The sequence below is a fragment of the Mesorhizobium sp. LSJC280B00 genome, from assembly GCF_000502835.1.
Classification (GTDB): domain Bacteria; phylum Pseudomonadota; class Alphaproteobacteria; order Rhizobiales; family Rhizobiaceae; genus Mesorhizobium.
This window is the reverse complement of sequence record NZ_AYVL01000019.1, coordinates 50,424-66,219: the sequence shown is the minus strand read 5'-3', so window position 1 is coordinate 66,219 and position 15,796 is coordinate 50,424. Positions and strand designations below refer to the sequence as shown.

Below are 15,796 nucleotides of genomic sequence, written 5' to 3'. Positions count from 1 at the left end.
GTCCTAGCCCTGCTTCTTGCCGAACAGCCTGAGGCTGAGCAGGCCGTTGGGAAGGAACAGCATCAGCGCGATCAGCACCGAAGAGAAGATCAGCAACTGGAACTCGCCGGTCTCGAACAGGAAATCCCAGCCGAAATAGAGCACGAAGGTGCCGATCATCGGCCCGAAGACGTGGCCGAGCCCGCCGAGGAAGCAGTTCAGCATGAAGTTCACCGAGTCGGTGACGGTGAAGCTCGACGGATAGATCGATTGCGAGATGGCGACGAACATCGCACCGCCGAGACCGCCGAGGAACGAGGAGATGGCATAGGCGATGACGCGCAGATAGGCGATGTTGACGCCGATCGAGGAGGCCAGTTCCTCGTTTTGCTGCAACGACTGGCAGAGTTTGCCGATGCGCGAATGGACTAGGCGGTAGAGCGCTGCAAAGCACAGCACCATCAGCGCAACCGACACCAGATAGAAGGCGGGACGCGGATTGGCGAGCGTCGCGAAATCCGGAAGGATGGTCAGCCCGAAGATCGAGATGCCGCCGGGGAGCGGAATGCTCACCATGCCCTTGGCTCCGTTGGTGATCGGCAGTGCCAGCGCGAGCAGCCGCGCCACTTCGGTCAAAACCAGCGTGACCATGGCGAAATAGACGCCGCGGAGCCTGAGGATGGGCAGTCCGATCAGCACGCTTGCAGCGGCGCAGAACAGCCCGGCCACCGGCAGTGTCAGCCAGAACGACACACCATACTGGACGACAAGGATGGCCGAAACATAGCCGCCCATAAGCGCGAAGGCGCCCTGGCCGATATTGATGCGGCCGATGTAGAAAGTCACCCACACCCCGGCGCTGGCGATGCTGAGCAGCGCGACCGAAGTCAGCGTGTAGTAGAGGTCGAGCCGACCGGTCGCCTCGATCAGCCAGGGCACGCCGATGAGTACGACCAGCAGGAAGACAGCGACGCCGAGGATGTTGCGTGTACGCTTCATGTCGATCACCCCCACGGCTTGCCCATGAGCCCGTTCGGGCGGATGCTCAGGAACACCATCAGCGCCGCGAAGATGACGAGATAAGTGACGTCGCCATATTGGCGTAGCACCGTCAGGCCGACCGATTCCATCATGCCGAGGATGAAGCCGCCGGCGATCGCTCCGCTGACGACGCCGGCCCCGCCGATCATCACCATCAAGAACGCCTTGATCGAGATCGGCCCGCCGATGCCCGAATTGACGCCGGTGATGGCGACCAGCAGCCCGCCGACTATGCCGGCAAGCATGGCGCCGAGCGCAAAGCCGATCATCGAATAGCGGTCGACCTCGACGCCCATAAGCTGCGCCGCGACCCGGTCCTGCGCCAGCGCCCGCATGGCGCGTCCCGGCTTGCTGTACTGCATGAAAAGCACGAAGGAGGCGATGAACAGTATGGCGAGTGCGCCGACCAGCAGCCGGTCGTAAGGCATTATGAGGCTGTCGGAGACGAAGACGCCTTTGACGATCTTGGGCACGCCGCGCTGCTTTTCACCGAACAGGAGGAGGATCACGGCGTCGAGGAAGAATGCGACCGCCGCCGCGAGAAGCATCGTACTTTCCTCCCGCACGCTTCGCCTAATCACCGTTCTGAAAAGGAATTTCTCGACCAGCGCTCCAATGACCAGCAGCGTGATCCCGGACGCGACGAGCGCGACGACGAAAGGCATGCCGAGTTGGCCATAGACGGTGTAGGTGACGAAGCCACCGAGAACGTACATCTGCCCATGGGCAAAGTTAAGCACGTTCATCAGAGCGAAGATCAGGGTCAGACCGAGCGCGATCAAGGCGTATTGCGCGCCAAGATAGAGCCCGTTGGCGATGACTTGTTCCATCAGGATGGTTCCCCGGCCATTCAGAGGCTCAAAACGAATGCACGAGCCTCTGCGGCAATCCGCTTCAGTGCAGTTGCGTCAATCGACTTGAGCGACGAAGAGCGTCTCGAACTTGCCGTCGCGGTATTCCGTGACCACCATCGGCACCGAAAGCTGGCGCTTCTGGCCAAACGACGTCATTCCGACATAGGTCAGCTTGGCATCGCCCTTCAGATAGGGATTGGGCGCCGAGAAAGTGTCGATCGTCTTCTTGAACTGCTCGACATTGTCGATGGCGGCCGGGTTCGCCTTCAGCGTCTCGATGATGTATTCAAGCGCGTAGACCTTGGTGTTGGACTCGTCATTGTATTCGCCGAACATTTTCGTATAGCGGTCGACGAATTCCTTCATCGTGTCGGACGCGATTTCGGGCGTCGATGCGCCGCCGACCGAGATGAAGCCGTTGGCCAACTCGCCCGCGCCCTCTTCCAGCACCTTGGCATCCTGCGCCGTTTCGGTGGAGATCAGGCCTTCGTAGCCGAGCTCGCGCGCGGCGCGGATCAGCAGCGGCGCATTGCCGGGCGCGACACCCGAAAGCACCAGCAGGTCCGGTTTTTGCAAAACGATCGGCGTCAGTACCGGCGTGAAATCGCGGGTATCGTTTTGGTAGACGTCCGTGGCAGCCACAACCTCAAGCCCGAGCGCCTTTGCCGCGGCAACACCGCCATCCCGCTGGCTCAGCGGATCGGATTCGTTGGCGGCGACAAAGGCAACTTTCTTCACGCCCCTGTTTTCCATGAGATATTTGTAGATCGCCGGAGCTGACTGGTAGTTGGCGATCATGCCGAGCACGGCATTGGACGCCGGCGGGGTGTAGAGTTCCTTCGGGAACGCGTAGGGAAAATAGATGATGCCCTTGGATTCCGCCACGGGGCGCGCCGCCGCCGCGCCGTCGTCGACATTCGGACCGACGACATAGTGGATGCCCTCCTGGGCCATCTTCTCCATGCCGGCGATCGCCCGCTTCGGGTCCTTCTGGTCGTCGAAGGTGACGATTTTGATATCGTAGGTCTCGTCACCAATCTTCACACCGCCGGTTTCGTTGATCCAGGCGGCGCGCGTCTGCATCGAGCGGACGTTGGATGTGCCCCACGCAGCGGCCGCGCCACTCGTCACGCCGACAAAGCCGATCTTGAGTTCCTTGTTGGCGGCGTGCACCGTGATTGTGCCGCCGGCCATGATTGCCAGCGCGGAGACGGCGCCGCGCGCCGCGGATGTGATTATTGAACGCCTGTTGATCATTGTTCTTTCCCCTTTGGAGGCCGCGCATTGTTGCGACAGAACTCGACCGATACGCGGACTTTTGTGAGTGAAGGCTCAAATCAATTACCTGTCAACAAAACTTTTTCAGATTGTTAACAATCTTGTGCGGTCGTAGATGAAGCACGTAAGGATTCGAATCGGCCTCGAATTCGGGTAGCGCTGGCATTTGTTGGGGCGTATTCATTCGGCTGCCATTTCCCCCTACGGCTGGGAAGCACAATGAACATGCCGATGCCGGGAACGTCGGCGGGAAGATAGGGGCCGGAGCGGGCTCTCAGCCAGGCTGGTTTATCTCCCGCCCTACGCAGCTGGGTTCCCCTGGTTCGTTCGCTCGTCTGGAATCTCGCATTCGTTCGAATTGTGCTGCTTTTGCTTGCGTCACTCTGGCCCGAGCTATAGTGCCCGCACCCCGAGCGCCATCACACGGCGAGATCCCCTTCCACCTATTCTCTGGAAGATCGACCGGAAAGGATCGTCAGCGGCCCGCTTGGCGCAACGGCCATCGAAGAAGAGCATCAGGCGCGCTGTGGAGAACATCCACGCGCTGACCGACCGAAAGGGTACATGGCAAGAGACCACATTGTTTGGTAGCGAAGGTAAACCGGATGCTGCGCGGATGGGCGAACTATTTCTCGCTAGGAACCACCAGCAAGGCATACCGGGCACTCGACAGTTACACTGCAGTGCGGTTGCGCCGGTGGCTGCGTTCCAAACACAAGACCAGACTATGCAAGGGCGGGGTCTATCCAGACTCGCATCTTTACGAGCACTTCGGGCTCGTACGTCTGACCCAACTTGGACGTGGCGTGTCGTGGGTGAAGGCGTGAGTACTTGTCCGAGAGCCGGATGCGGGAGATCTGCAGGTCCGGTTCGATGAGCGGGGTGTGGAAACGGAGCCAAGGTTGAACCAATAAGGCAGGGCAGACGAAGGGGCGGCAAACAGATATGTTCAACCTACCGCCACTGCGCCACACCTCGACTCTACCGTTTGTTCGCGTTCACCAAGGGCGAAGAAACGCGGAAGGCTGGCATCTGATTGACGGTCGGAAAAGCGCGGTCGCGCCAGTTGTCGCACCTCATTAGACCGTTTCGAGCCGGCTGAACCGAACCGGGATGAGTTTACGAGTCTTCAGTTGCCCTGCCGAATCCTTGTCGATGACCGTCAGCAACTGCACATCTTCAGGTCCCACAGGCAGAACCAGGCGTCCCCCCGGCTTGAGCTGCTCAAGCAAGGCCGGCGGCGCCCGCCCGGCCGCGACGGTGACCAGGATCTTGTCGTATGGGGCGTGCTCAGGCCAGCCGCGCGACCCGTCTCCGACACGAATGCCGACATTGGATAAGCCGAGGCCCTGCAGCAGAGTCTCGGCATGGCTTGCGAATTCCTCGATGATTTCGACGCTCCAAACTTGCCCGGCGAGTTCCGCGAGGATTGCGGTTTGATAGCCCAGGCCGGTGCCGATCTCGAGCACCGCCTCGTGCGGTTGCGGCGCAATGAGATCGGTCATGAGAGCGACGATGAAAGGCTGCGAGACGGTTTTATCGAAGCCGATCGGCAGCGGCATGTCCTGATAGGCATAAGGTGCAACCGAGGCTGGCACGAAGAGATGCCGCGGCACTCGCCGCATCGCTGCCATCACCCGCTCATCGAGCGCCGCCTTGCCGAGTTCTTCGCTTGCAAGGTCGGTATGGATTGCAATCATCTCGACCATGTGCCTGCGTAGGACCGCCAGGTGCTCTTCGTTCATTGGCTTCATGACGGTGGGGCTTCCTCAACCAGCTTGCTGCCGGAGAGCCTTATATCCTGTTCGTCACGGTAGCGCCCGCCGTCGTTTCCAGTCTTGGCAGGCTATCGCCGGCGGCGACCCTGGAGATTCTGGGCGCCATATCGCCATAGCAGTGTGTCCCGCGCCTATGGCGCGCATCAGCTTCGCCAGCACCGGGCCGGGAGCGCGAGGCGCCGGAGCCGTGCTCCTGATGGACCAAGCGGCCGCCGGCCACCTTGAGTTCGTCGACTTGGGCGCTCGCCTGATCCTCGGTCGAGACGCGGGCATCACCAATGAGGCCGCAGCCGGGGGCACTCGCGATTGTGCGCGCATTCGGTCGTTTTTGACAGGGCTTTTTTGGGGTGTTTATACACATAAGGAATGTGCCAGAAAACGAACGTATGAATGCGTCTGGTGAGGCCTCAAGACGTCCCATCACCCGACCGAGGCTTAAAGTCCGTCGCACAATGCCATATCTGGTGCACAAGAAATGTGTTTCTGAATATGGCAAGGGAGACAGGGTTGACCCAAGCGTTGAAAGTTCCAGTTCAGAACGAACCGTTGGTGCTGTCCTATATGGATCGGGCTGGAAGATCGCTATCGCCCAGGTTGCGGATGGATTCGGTATGTCCAAAGGTCAGCTTGCCGAAACGGCGGGTCTTGCACGGGAAACCCGCTATAGGGTTGAGCGTAGCCGTGCTGCAAAGACGCAAGGTCGCCTTCGTGAAATGCTTGAGATCATCAGCAGGGTGACCGACTGGGCTGGAGGCAAAGAGCAGGCGATGGCCTGGTACCGGGCGCAGCCGATACCGGCATTCGGCGGGCGGACGGCGGAAGCTCTGGTTAAGGAAGGCAAGGCCAGCGCGGTTCGCGACTACCTGGATCATGTCGCCGTTGGTGGCTTTGCTTGAGGTTTGCCGGAATTTGCTACCGCGCCCATGATCCGCGTTGGTTTTTCCAGCCGATCTCAGGGGACGGAGCGGCTATTCGGGGTGCCAGATGCAACGCGAAAGGTGTGCCTACGCTTTATCTGGCGCTCGACAATGACGGTCGTGAAGGAGGCAAATCAGGGTTTGTATATCGCATTGATCCTTGCGTGCTCTGCTCGTACGAGATCGATTGCGATGACGTTGTCGATCTGAGGACGGCGCAAGGCCAGGCCGACGCCGAGATCCGGTTCGAAGATATAGCTTGTGCCGAGATAGCCGAGGTCGGAGGCGAGCGCCCGCAGAGAGTTTGCGCCAATGCCTTCCCTGGCCAGATGGCGCAGCGTTGCGACGTCGTCTCGGTCAGGAGATCGGCCAGAAAATCGCGGCGGTCGAAGGGCAGCACGGAATCGAGCGCGTCGAGGGCTTCGGCCCGCCTCGCGATGATCTCAGCATTCTGGATCTTGGCATTCTGCCCCGTCACTGGCTCGTTCTTGTCCGGTTCGCCGATTCTTTTGGAAAGCCGGAAAGCCCGTCCGGAACAAAGGAGTCCCGCAGATGACCGAGACCGTCACCGCGGCCGCCGTCTCGAAAAACTTCGGCGCCTATCAGGATGCCGCGGTCTGCGATCCGGTCATCATCACCAAGAACCGCCGCCCGCGCACCGTGCTGCTGGCCTACGAGGATTTTGTCCGGCTGTCGAAGCGCGACCGGCGGGTCGAGATGACAGCGGAGCTCAGCGCGGACGAAATCGCTCCGGTCGAAGCCTCCGAAATGGAGCCGGGTCTTGACCATCTTGACGACGAGCTCCCCGGCGCAAGACGCTTGATGGCAAGAAATGCCGCCGGCTGAAAGCAAGATCGGCTCTTTGATTATTCCTCTCAGGCGGGCGGTTTTGTGGTCATGTCAGCGGTCTTTCGTTTCGCCGCACGGAGCGGGGATCGCGACGCCTTCGGCGAGCGCGGCTGCGGCGAGCCTCCGGTCAAGCATGGCAAGCGCAAGCTCGCTCTCGATGGTGAGCGCCAGATAGCTGGGGTCATAGGCGATGAGCTGGTGGCGTGCCGCCAACGCTAAAATCTTGCCGTCCTGGCCCGCTCCGGCGTCCTCGAGCGGCCCTCAAGACGACGCTGCGCGCTTCATGCCAGAACAGAGAAGGGACAAGAGCGGTAGCGCCTGGAAGCTGGCGCAGAAGGGCTTCGGCCGCCGCGTCATTCTCGTCGGGAAGCACCCAGGCGGCAGCAACCGAGACGTCGACGACGAACGACGTTAGATGAGGATCGCTAATGACGTCCTTCGTCGCGCCAGGCCCTGACCTCCTCCTGCGTCACGGGCTTTGCGCGGGCGCGCGCAACCCTGGTCTCCTCGATTGCCGCATCGACGTCGCTGCGGCGCTGAATCCGCGTCAGTTTGGCGATCAGATCGTTGCCGCGTGCGATGACAATGTCCTCGCCAGCTTCGACCCTGGCCAGCAGCTCCGAAAGGTGTGTCTTGGCCTCGCCGACCTTCACCGTGACGGTTGTTTTGTCCTCGTACGAGCTTCCTGTGCTGCGGCGCGCCGTGCGCTGTCGTCGATACGAGCGCTGCTTTGCCCAGCAATTGCAATTCTGCGCCACGACAGCGCCGATTTCGCCGGATGGTCAAGCCTTGGTCAAGTCACTATCGATAAGCGGGAATTATCGATAGTGAAAAGGCCGCCAGAGAAAATCCCCTGCAAGTCAACTTAAATGCCGGATAGCTTGACTATCGCTGAAGGCGCAGCGGTAGTCGGGCAAGCCAATGGTCCTCGCTTGCCAGTTCTACGACCGCCGCCTCGCTGCAGAGCCGATGATGCTCTTTGTCAGGTTCGTGCCCGACCAAGAGTAGGGCTTTCGGTCGCAGATGCTAAGGAGGCAGTAGGTTTCCCTCTTCTTTGGCCGCTTCGAGAAACGCCCTGCGGACCACTTCGGGTTTCACCTGATCGATCATTGCGTCCATGCAGAGCTGCACTGCGCTGTGCCACTTGGGGCCACGCTTGGTCCACTGCAACAGTTGCTCGGCGGCCCCCTCGACGTTGTTGCACTGATAGGCAATGCCAGGGTGGCTGGTCCTTACGGACACTGGCGGGGAGAACCAATGGAGCGACATTCGTACATAAGAGACGGCTTAACTAAGAGTTCTCTCAACCACGCCCGGTTCGAGCAAGGATCGGGTAAACCGGCTCGGGGCCCTACTCCTCCGGCCAGCCCTGTTGCGGAACCTATTCAGCGGCACCAAAGTTGGGTGGGAAGTCAGGAGTGTGCCATGAGTTCCAAAGCTGGGGATGGCCAGCTATCTTTCATTGAGTTTCAGTCGCCCACGCTGGTCGCGAACGCGCCCGAGGGCAGCGAATGGCTTCACGAGATCAAGTACGACGGCTACCGCACCGAGCTGATCATTGAGGGCGGCAAAGCGCGGGCCTTCACGCGCCGTGGCTACGACTGGTCTGATCGATACCGACGAATTGTTCAAGCAGCTGCGGGCTTGCCGGTGAAGGCGGCGATCATCGACGGAGAGGCTGTCGTTCTCGGCGATACCGGCCTGCCGGATTACCAAGCGTTGGAACGGGAGTTGGGCAATCCAAACTCGGTCAGGCTCATCTTTTACGCTTTCGACCTGCTGCACCTGAACGGCCGCGATCTACGACAGCAGCCGCTGGTCAAGCGCAAGGCAGCGCTGGAGAAGCTGCTGAAGGGCTCAGCGCCGACACTGACCTATGCCGAGCATCTGGAGGTGAGTGGCAAAGACGTGTTTCAACATGCCTGCCGGATGGGATTGGAGGGCATCGTCTCCAAGCGCACAGATGCCACGTATCGCTCGGGTATCCAGACCAGTTGGCTCAAAGTGAAGTGCATCAAGAGCGACACTTTTCCCATTGTCGCTTTCGTCGAGAAACTCGGCGCTCATCCGCGTCGCATTGCATCGCTCTACATCGGGCGCCGCGAGGGCGACCGACTGCTCTATGCCGGGAAGGCCCGCAGCGGCTATACCTTGAGCGCTGCGCAATCGGTCCGAGAGCGGCTCGACCCGCTGATCATCAGCACGTCGCCCCTGTCAGAGCCCATTGTGAAACCTAAGGCAACCTGGGTCAGACCAGACGTTCTGGCTGAGGTTCAATTCAGTGGCGTAACTGATCGCGGCGTGCTGCGTGAAGCCGTGTTCAAGGGCCTTCGCGAAGACCTCGTGGCCATCCCGGCCAAGCCTCCTGCGCCATCAAAGCGACGTGGGCCAGCCCGGGCGCATGGCGTTCCGAGCGAGAACATCCTGCAACTGCTGCCCGACGCAGTCCCGCCCTCCAAGGAAGAGCTCGCGCGCTACTGGCACAGAGTTGCCGATCACGCGCTCGTCCATCTCGGCCACCGACCGCTGAAGCTGGTCCGCCATGCTCATGGCGCGACCTTCTACCACAAAGGTGCGCTGCCCAAGATCCCGGCGGCAGTGCATCAGTTGCGCGTCCAGAAGCGCGAGGGTGGCGAAGGTATGCGCGTGTGGGTGGACGACCTTGCCGGCTTGCTGGGGCTGGTCGAGATGGATGCGGTAGAGCTGCATCCCTGGAACGCTACTGTTGACGATATCGAACATGCCGACCGCGTTGTTCTGGACCTTGATCCGGGGGAGGGGGTCGAGTGGGATGAAGTGATCGAGACCGCGCTAACGCTCCGCGACATCATGGAAGCGGACGGGCTGGAGAGCTGGCCGAAGGTGACCGGGGGCAAGGGAATTCACCTGATGGCCCCACTTAAGACGAAGATCACACACGACAATGCCCGGCTCCTTGCCCGGTCGTTCGCCAAGCGCCTCGCTGAAGCTCATCCCGATCGCTGTCTGCTCTCCGCCGCGCCGGCAGCCCGAAAGGGCCGCATCTTCATTGATTACCTCCGCAATGGGCGCGGCAACACGGCGGTCGGGGCCTTCTCTCCCCGAGCGCGACCCGGCTTCCCAATCGCGCATCCCGTGACCTGGAGCCAGGTTGAGGCAGCTATCCGTCCAGATGCCTTCACCATTGACCGTCCGTTCAGGGCAGCAGCCAGAAAGGCAGCGTGAGCAATCTCGCAGAGCATTCTATTAGCAGTGGGCGAAGACGCCCAGCGATTCCGCCGAACATTCGATCATGTCAACTACTTGCCGGACGCGTCGAGCTCTATCCAGGCTGGCGCATGATCACTCGGCTTTTCCCAGCCTCGCAAGTCAGCGTCCACGCCGGCATCACGTAACCTGTTCGAAAGTGATGGGCTGACGAGGAGATGATCCATTCGCAGGCCGGAACTCCGATCATAGCCGCCCCGATAGGAGAAGTTCCAGTACGTGTAGATGCCTTTTTCCGGATGGATGGTACGGACGGCATCAATCCAGCCGTTACCAAGCATTTCAGCGTAGGCCTGCCGGCTCTCCGGAAAGTAGACTGCGTCGCCTAGCCAACGTCTCGGCACCACGGCATCGATCGGCGTTGGCACGACATTATAGTCGCCGCACAGAACGCTTGTGATCCCTTCGCTGAGCAGCAACTGGCCGTAGCTGATCAGACGGTCGAACCAGCGGAGCTTATAGTCGAATTTCGGGCCGGGCGCTGGATTGCCGTTGGGCAGGTAGATGCACCCCACGACGATCCCATCCACCTCTGCCTCGATATACCGGCTGTGAGTGTCGTCGGGATCACCCGGCAGGCCGCGTCGACGCTCCAGCGGCTCCTTTCCCCTGGCGAGTACAGCTACACCGTTGTAGGATTTTTGCCCGTGCCAGATCGCGCCGTAACCGGCGTTCCTGACGGCTTCGGCGGGAAATTTCTCATCCGAGGTCTTCAATTCTTGAAGGCACACGATGTCATAGTCGGTCTGACCCAGCCACTTGATGAGCACGGGCAGGCGACCGTTCACGCCGTTCAAGTTGAAGGTTGCGATGCGGGTCATCTGAAGTTCTCAACAACCCTTGGCGATTTTGGACATGGAAGGCTCAGATATTGATTCTTGGATCATGCCGGCAAGGGAGGAGTTGTCAGTCGTCTTTGTAGGATTTGGCGGCCTCGCCGATCTTTCGCCAGTCGTTGCCGTACCGACGCACCAATTCCCGCGCCTGGGTTGGCGACAGATCCTGTGTCTCGACGGCATGTTTCACCTCTGCGTCCTCCCCTTTTATGGGTCGCGAACGAGCCTTTTTCGGCCGCACGGCCGCAGCCGCTCTCTCATCTGATTTAGACATCGTTCATCCTCTCGGCACTCCTTAACCGACGAGCGTGGGGAAAGTTTCACTGCGCGCGTCCTGAGCATTGGGCATCAGGGTTCAGGCGCCATATTCCCGCGGGGCTTGTCCGGCTGGTGAACCTTTAGGGCCGGCGCCGCGTTCCGTGCAGCGAACTCGACTGATGCACTACGATGGAATCCGACGCTCGTCCCGCGCCGCAGAAACGCGAGGCACCTGGTGCCGAAGCCCGCTTTTCGTTCGATCGAATGGCGGTGGGGCGGTTTCAGCAAGCTTTTCCGCGTGCCAGATGGAGCGACGAGCGCAGGAGCTGGTTTGTCCACGGCAACACAGCAGCCCGGCGGATCGACCGCTGGCTGGCGAAAGACGTAGCGTTACGGGCGCCCCATGACGATAGCAAGGGACGCGATGCCTTCGCCTTCGACCCAATTTCGAGCCAGTATCTGGAAATTGCGGACGACCTCCGTATTCGCACGCCGTATTCGAGGACGGTGCTTGAAGAATTGCGTGCGGTTCCGTGGGCGAGTTGGGACGATGAGTTGCGGCCTGGAGAGTTCCGTTCCGCTCATATGAAGAGCTCCGGCGCCGATGGCCACACATCGAAAAGGCTGCGCAGCTTGCCGAACCGGAGGAAAGGAAACTGCGACGTGCGGCCGCCAGGAACACCGAATCCTGTCGGGCCGCACAAAAGCGGGCTGCTGAACGCCGGCGCCATCGCTACCCGTTGCCAGTTCAAGATCTACCTACCCTGGGCCGCGCAGTCGCAACGGAACAGTACGGGATTGTCGTCTTCGATGAAATTTCCGGTGAACTGGTTGAGCTATTTGGGCGCAGCCGCCTTCTATCCCCACGTAATGCCAGCGAACGGCGACTTCGTTTGGGGCAGGTGGCGTTCTGCTACGATGGCCGAACTTGTGAGCACATGGCCCGCTCGGTTACCCGCCGAGCCGACCGAACGCTTCAGGGGCTGGTGGAGACCAACGCTTGCCGAACTTAGAGTTGCCCGTCGAAACGCCCGTAATGTTGAGCGTAGGAGGCGAAGTCGCGAGCGGTAGATGCGGCGCTCACATCCGGCGTTAGGGCGGCCGCAACACACGGACTCGTCGGTCGGGTGTCGCTTGACAGTTCACCGTAAGAATGCATCCGTTTCTGTCAGGATTGGCATTTACTTGAGAACCTGGAAGTTCGGATTATCAAATTAAATGCCATCGCATTATCGTCAAGGCCGTGCTTCCTTTGAATTTCACAGCGCCTTCGGCAAATGCAATGCCGGCAAGTTGCTGGCGTTGATTCTCATATTAAGTGCCTATGGCCGGGCTCGATTAACGAACTAAGTGTAGATCCCCAAATCAGGTGTATGGCTAACCTGCTGAATCACTAACAAGCCATTCTCACAATTAATTGCCAAGCGACAGGAGCATGCACGCAGGCTGGATGTATCGTTAGGCGACCTGCGCGACGGTTCGAAACTTGGAGGCTCTGCGATCCATCCCGGTGCCTAACAATTTGACCGCCATGGTCTCGGCCTGGAACGCCTTCGGGTGGTGTTCGTCCCGGAGAACGGAGGTGGGGCCTGCGTGGGGCTCAAGACATCCCTTCGCCCGCCCCCAACCTGCCCGACGGCTAAGCCGGCATCATCAAAACAATGAGATGTGGGCGCGACTGCAGAGTGCATCATTTAATCGATTGACTCGAGGAATGCCGCGGCAGTTAATCTTCCCGGCAGGGCAAAAAGAGGGGCCACGAACTGGGAGCAAACGATGACTGTGCAAAAAGAAGAAGACTATCGAACCAACAGAGCCGACTATGCCATTGCTGCGATGCATAGCCGAGCGACCGCTGAAGGCGATCGCCACGATTTAGTGGCAAGAAGAAAGTCGCTGTGGGTAAAAGATCGGCGAACTGCAAATTTGGCTGCAAACCCGTCGGAAAGCTCGCCAGAACCGAAGATCAAACCGCGCGGCTAGTGGCGCCAGCCACTTCCTCCTGCTATCGTCAAGCGCGCCCTTGCCGGGGCGGCGCTTTGCGGTTCATAGCGGCCGAAATGAAAATCGGCGGATCGGGTCTCATTACGATCATGCTGCGCGAGTGGCTGGAATACGGCTGCTGCGGAGGCAGTGTTCGTGCATCACCATTTTGCTGGACTTCCGCAGCTCGGGCCTGAGCGGAATTTACACTTTGCGCTCAATTGGACAGATACTCGCCAAGCGGGGGCAAGTGTTCTATGGTCTGTGGCAGTATCGGGTAGTGCAAGCTATCGATGCTCAGTCTGTCGCTTTAGGCAGGGGAGGGGGCCATGTTCGAAGTCGTTGCATCCTGCAGGAAAGCGGGGCCAGGAAGCTGGCTCGCCGCATATATCCTCGGCTTCATGGTCGCGCTGTCGGTGCTGTTTTTACCCGGACTGGAAAGCGCGAATGCACAGACGAACTGGACACTCGATCCGGCCGCCTCGGTGCTCACCTACCAGTCGGTCAAGAAGAACACGATCGTTGAAACCAACAAGATCAGGAACATCGCCGGCACTCTTTCTTCGACGGGTGAGGCCAAAATCACGTTCGACCTCAATTCAGTCGATACCGGTGTCGATCTTCGCAATGTCCGGATGCGGTTTCTTTTCTTCGAGACATTCAAGTATCCGTCCGCCGAACTGACCGCAAAAGTGGACCCTGAGGCGTTTGCCGACCTTGCGACGATGCGAAGGGTCAAGGCAATGCTTCCATTCCGACTCAACCTGCATGGCGTCGACAAGGATCTCGAGGCCAACGTCGTGGTGACCATGATCAGCGACAGCGTGGTATCCGTCGCTTCGGAAGCGCCCGTCGCCGTGCATGTCGAGGACTTCGGACTGCTGCCGAATGTCGACAAGCTGCAGCAGGCCGCCAATGTGACCAACATTGTTCCGACCGCTTCGGTATCGTTCGATTTCGTGTTCAACGCCGCTGGCGCCAAGCCCGCGGCCGTTCAGACCGTCGCGGCAAGCACCGCCGACGTCGGGCCCGTTGCCACCGATGCTGCGAAGGCGAACTTCAGCGACGAGGAGTGCCTCAACCGGTTCGCGGTCCTCTCGCGCACCGGAGCCATCTATTTTCGGTCGGCGAGCGCACGGCTCGACACCCAAAGCCGCCCGCTACTGGACGAGGTCGTTGGCGTCGTCGGCAAGTGCCCGGGCTTGAAGGTCGAGGTTTCCGGCCACACCGACTCCGACGGGTCGTCCGCCGCCAACAAGCTCCTGTCGGAGCGGAGGGCCCAGGCAGTAGCTGACGCCATTGTTGCCGCAGGTATTGCTCACACGCAGATCACGGCGATCGGTTATGGCGAGGAGCGGCCGGTTACTGGCAACGACACGCCGAAGAACAAGGCGCTCAATCGGCGGATAGAGTTTTCCGCCACCAAGCTCGTCAACTGAGGAAGGGCCTTTGTTCCGGCGGGGCTTCGATCTGATTGCTTGGTTTATTGGTGTCCTAGGCGCGATCGGGCTGGTGATGCTCTCGCTGTTGTTGACCTTGACGGCGGCCAACGCCGAACGCCGTGTTGCTCTGGTCCTTGGCAACTCCCAGTATCAGCATGCGCCGGCGCTGACCAACCCGGTACACGACGCGCAGGCTGTTGCCGAACGTCTCAAAAGCCTGGATTTTGAAGTCGTCTCCGGGTTCGATCTGACCAAATTGCAGACCCAGACGACCATTGCGAAGTTCGCAAAGCAGGTTCGCGGCGCCGACATTGCCCTTTTCTTTTACGCCGGCCACGGCTTGCAAGTTTCAGGCAGCAACTACCTGCTTCCGGTCGATGCCGCACTGGAAGACGAGACCTCGCTCGACTTCGAAGCGGTGCCGGTGGATTTCGTTTTGCGGCAAATGTCGCGCGAGACCAGCATAAGGCTGATTTTCCTCGACGCCTGTCGCGACAATCCCTTGGCCGAGGTGTTGGCAAAGACCGCAGGCGTCAAAGGAGCGAGAAGTGGCCTTGCCGAAATCCCGATCGAGAATGGCGGCGCCGGCACGCTGGTCGCCTTTTCCACCAGTCCCAATCAGGTCGCCTATGACGGATCGAGCGAACACTCGCCGTTCACGTCGGCGCTGCTTGCCCATATCGGGGCCTCGAACGTCTCCATCACCGACGCAATGAACAGGGTTACCGCCGACGTGTTCAAGGCAACGGCCGGCAAACAGCGCCCGTGGATCAATGTCTCGCTAACCACCGAGGTCATGCTGCACAAGGTGGATCTGAACGCGCCACTGATCGTCGGTGAGGCGACCGCTCCGCAACAACCGCAAGGCGGCTCGGGCGGGCGCAACGCCGCCGCAAATCCGTCTGGCGCTGACGATGCCCAGCTTGCGCTCAATGTGCTCCGTCAGAAAATCCCGAGACTGGCTTCGGACGAGCCGATCTTTTTCGACCAACCTGTCGATTTTGGGGATCCAAAGATCGACGGCAAGAGTATCGCCGAGCTGATCACAGGCAAACCACTCTTCACTCCCGTGGAAGGGCTCGACAAGGCGGTGTGGGAGGGCAAGCACTGCAACGGCTGTCATGAGTGGAGTGAGGATCGGCTATGCGAACAGGCGAAAAATTTCGCCGCCAACGATGTCTCCGTTCTCCGCCTGCAACATCCGCTTGGGACACGCTTCAAGGTGGCGCTGGCCAAATGGGCGCAAGGCGGCTGCAAGTGAGATCTGGGCCCTTCGGTTCGAAAATCCCTGGTCAAACAAGACCATGGAGCTGCGTCTATTGGAATGGTTCGGGT

General features: G+C 60.1%; 14 protein-coding genes and 4 pseudogenes. 8 read left to right on the top strand and 10 right to left on the bottom strand.

Annotated features, from left to right (window positions below):
- Nucleotides 1-3: 3 nt before the first annotated feature.
- The 5 genes and pseudogenes from X773_RS63390 to X773_RS78290 form a co-directional block, all read right to left on the bottom strand.
- Nucleotides 4-978, bottom strand: a complete 975-nt coding sequence (locus X773_RS63390) for a branched-chain amino acid ABC transporter permease (protein WP_031212176.1) — start codon at nt 976-978, stop codon at nt 4-6.
- Nucleotides 979-983: 5 nt separating this feature from the next.
- Nucleotides 984-1,850 (bottom strand): branched-chain amino acid ABC transporter permease, encoded by an 867-nt coding sequence (locus tag X773_RS63385; RefSeq protein WP_023678632.1) that lies wholly within the window; start codon nt 1,848-1,850, stop codon nt 984-986.
- Nucleotides 1,851-1,928: 78 nt separating this feature from the next.
- Nucleotides 1,929-3,131, bottom strand: coding sequence for an ABC transporter substrate-binding protein (locus X773_RS63380; protein WP_023678631.1), 1,203 nt, complete (start codon nt 3,129-3,131; stop codon nt 1,929-1,931).
- A gap of 1,100 nt (nt 3,132-4,231) precedes the next feature.
- Entirely contained in the window at nt 4,232-4,906 is a 675-nt protein-coding gene (locus X773_RS63375; RefSeq protein WP_031212174.1) for a protein-L-isoaspartate(D-aspartate) O-methyltransferase, read from the bottom strand.
- A gap of 184 nt (nt 4,907-5,090) precedes the next feature.
- Nucleotides 5,091-5,291 (bottom strand): annotated as a pseudogene (locus tag X773_RS78290) (hypothetical protein); the annotation flags it as partial.
- 128 nt (nt 5,292-5,419) lie between these two features.
- Here X773_RS78290 and X773_RS63365 point away from each other — a divergent pair.
- Both X773_RS63365 and X773_RS79330 read left to right on the top strand, forming a co-directional pair.
- A pseudogene (locus X773_RS63365) lies at nt 5,420-5,826 on the top strand (MbcA/ParS/Xre antitoxin family protein).
- Nucleotides 5,823-6,113, top strand: a pseudogene (locus X773_RS79330) (RES domain-containing protein); the annotation flags it as partial. The pseudogenes X773_RS63365 and X773_RS79330, both read left to right, overlap by 4 nt.
- Here the strand turns inward: X773_RS79330 and X773_RS78280 are convergent.
- Nucleotides 6,114-6,304, bottom strand: a pseudogene (locus X773_RS78280) (integrase); the annotation flags it as partial.
- 95 nt (nt 6,305-6,399) lie between these two features.
- Between X773_RS78280 and X773_RS63355 the strand changes: the two are divergent.
- Nucleotides 6,400-6,693, top strand: a complete 294-nt coding sequence (locus X773_RS63355) for a type II toxin-antitoxin system Phd/YefM family antitoxin (RefSeq protein ID WP_023678626.1) — start codon at nt 6,400-6,402, stop codon at nt 6,691-6,693.
- Nucleotides 6,694-6,747: 54 nt separating this feature from the next.
- Here the strand turns inward: X773_RS63355 and X773_RS78275 are convergent, their stop codons facing one another.
- The 3 genes from X773_RS78275 to X773_RS63345 all read right to left on the bottom strand — a co-directional run bounded on the left by X773_RS78275 (nt 6,748) and on the right by X773_RS63345 (nt 7,965).
- Nucleotides 6,748-6,909: a hypothetical protein gene (locus tag X773_RS78275; protein ID WP_023678625.1), complete on the bottom strand. Its 162-nt coding sequence runs from the start codon at nt 6,907-6,909 to the stop codon at nt 6,748-6,750.
- A gap of 212 nt (nt 6,910-7,121) precedes the next feature.
- Entirely contained in the window at nt 7,122-7,349 is a 228-nt protein-coding gene (locus X773_RS0138500) for a type II toxin-antitoxin system Phd/YefM family antitoxin (RefSeq protein WP_031212173.1), read from the bottom strand.
- A gap of 373 nt (nt 7,350-7,722) precedes the next feature.
- A complete protein-coding gene (locus tag X773_RS63345; protein WP_031212172.1) occupies nt 7,723-7,965 on the bottom strand; it encodes a DUF982 domain-containing protein in 243 nt (80 codons plus the stop codon).
- A gap of 156 nt (nt 7,966-8,121) precedes the next feature.
- Here X773_RS63345 and ligD point away from each other — a divergent pair, with 156 nt between their 5' ends.
- Nucleotides 8,122-9,900 carry a DNA ligase D gene (gene ligD, locus X773_RS63340; protein WP_023678622.1) on the top strand — a complete coding sequence of 593 codons (1,779 nt, stop codon included), beginning with the start codon at nt 8,122-8,124 and terminating at the stop codon, nt 9,898-9,900.
- Nucleotides 9,901-9,974: 74 nt separating this feature from the next.
- Here the strand turns inward: ligD and xth are convergent, their stop codons facing one another.
- The gene (gene xth, locus X773_RS63335) at nt 9,975-10,763 is read right to left on the bottom strand and encodes an exodeoxyribonuclease III (RefSeq protein ID WP_023678621.1); all 789 of its coding nucleotides are present in this window, start codon (nt 10,761-10,763) and stop codon (nt 9,975-9,977) included.
- 462 nt (nt 10,764-11,225) lie between these two features.
- Between xth and X773_RS74830 the strand changes: the two genes are divergently transcribed.
- The 4 genes from X773_RS74830 (at nt 11,226) to X773_RS63320 (ending at nt 15,722) form a co-directional block, all read left to right on the top strand.
- Nucleotides 11,226-12,107 (top strand): hypothetical protein, encoded by an 882-nt coding sequence (locus X773_RS74830; protein WP_245274761.1) that lies wholly within the window; start codon nt 11,226-11,228, stop codon nt 12,105-12,107.
- Nucleotides 12,108-12,812: 705 nt separating this feature from the next.
- Nucleotides 12,813-13,019: a hypothetical protein gene (locus X773_RS74825; RefSeq protein ID WP_084641411.1), complete on the top strand. Its 207-nt coding sequence runs from the start codon at nt 12,813-12,815 to the stop codon at nt 13,017-13,019.
- A 401-nt stretch (nt 13,020-13,420) separates the two neighbouring features.
- Nucleotides 13,421-14,458 carry an OmpA family protein gene (locus tag X773_RS63325; protein ID WP_245274760.1) on the top strand — a complete coding sequence of 346 codons (1,038 nt, stop codon included), beginning with the start codon at nt 13,421-13,423 and terminating at the stop codon, nt 14,456-14,458.
- Nucleotides 14,459-14,468: 10 nt separating this feature from the next.
- Nucleotides 14,469-15,722 carry a caspase domain-containing protein gene (locus X773_RS63320; RefSeq protein WP_023678617.1) on the top strand — a complete coding sequence of 418 codons (1,254 nt, stop codon included), beginning with the start codon at nt 14,469-14,471 and terminating at the stop codon, nt 15,720-15,722.
- The last annotated feature ends 74 nt before the right edge of the window (nt 15,723-15,796 follow it).

Excerpts from the sequence above, each read along its gene's own strand:
- xth (WP_023678621.1), bottom strand. The coding sequence starts at position 10,763 with ATGACCCGCATCGCAACCTTCAACTTGAACGGCGTGAACGGTCGCCTG.
- X773_RS63355 (WP_023678626.1), top strand. The coding sequence starts at position 6,400 with ATGACCGAGACCGTCACCGCGGCCGCCGTCTCGAAAAACTTCGGCGCC.
- X773_RS63325 (WP_245274760.1), top strand. The coding sequence starts at position 13,421 with ATGGTCGCGCTGTCGGTGCTGTTTTTACCCGGACTGGAAAGCGCGAAT.
- X773_RS63390 (WP_031212176.1), bottom strand. The coding sequence starts at position 978 with ATGAAGCGTACACGCAACATCCTCGGCGTCGCTGTCTTCCTGCTGGTC.
- X773_RS63375 (WP_031212174.1), bottom strand. The coding sequence starts at position 4,906 with ATGAAGCCAATGAACGAAGAGCACCTGGCGGTCCTACGCAGGCACATG.
- X773_RS74830 (WP_245274761.1), top strand. The coding sequence starts at position 11,226 with ATGGAATCCGACGCTCGTCCCGCGCCGCAGAAACGCGAGGCACCTGGT.
- ligD (WP_023678622.1), top strand. The coding sequence starts at position 8,122 with ATGAGTTCCAAAGCTGGGGATGGCCAGCTATCTTTCATTGAGTTTCAG.
- X773_RS63385 (WP_023678632.1), bottom strand. The coding sequence starts at position 1,850 with ATGGAACAAGTCATCGCCAACGGGCTCTATCTTGGCGCGCAATACGCC.
- X773_RS74825 (WP_084641411.1), top strand. The coding sequence starts at position 12,813 with ATGACTGTGCAAAAAGAAGAAGACTATCGAACCAACAGAGCCGACTAT.
- X773_RS63380 (WP_023678631.1), bottom strand. The coding sequence starts at position 3,131 with ATGATCAACAGGCGTTCAATAATCACATCCGCGGCGCGCGGCGCCGTC.
- X773_RS63345 (WP_031212172.1), bottom strand. The coding sequence starts at position 7,965 with ATGTCGCTCCATTGGTTCTCCCCGCCAGTGTCCGTAAGGACCAGCCAC.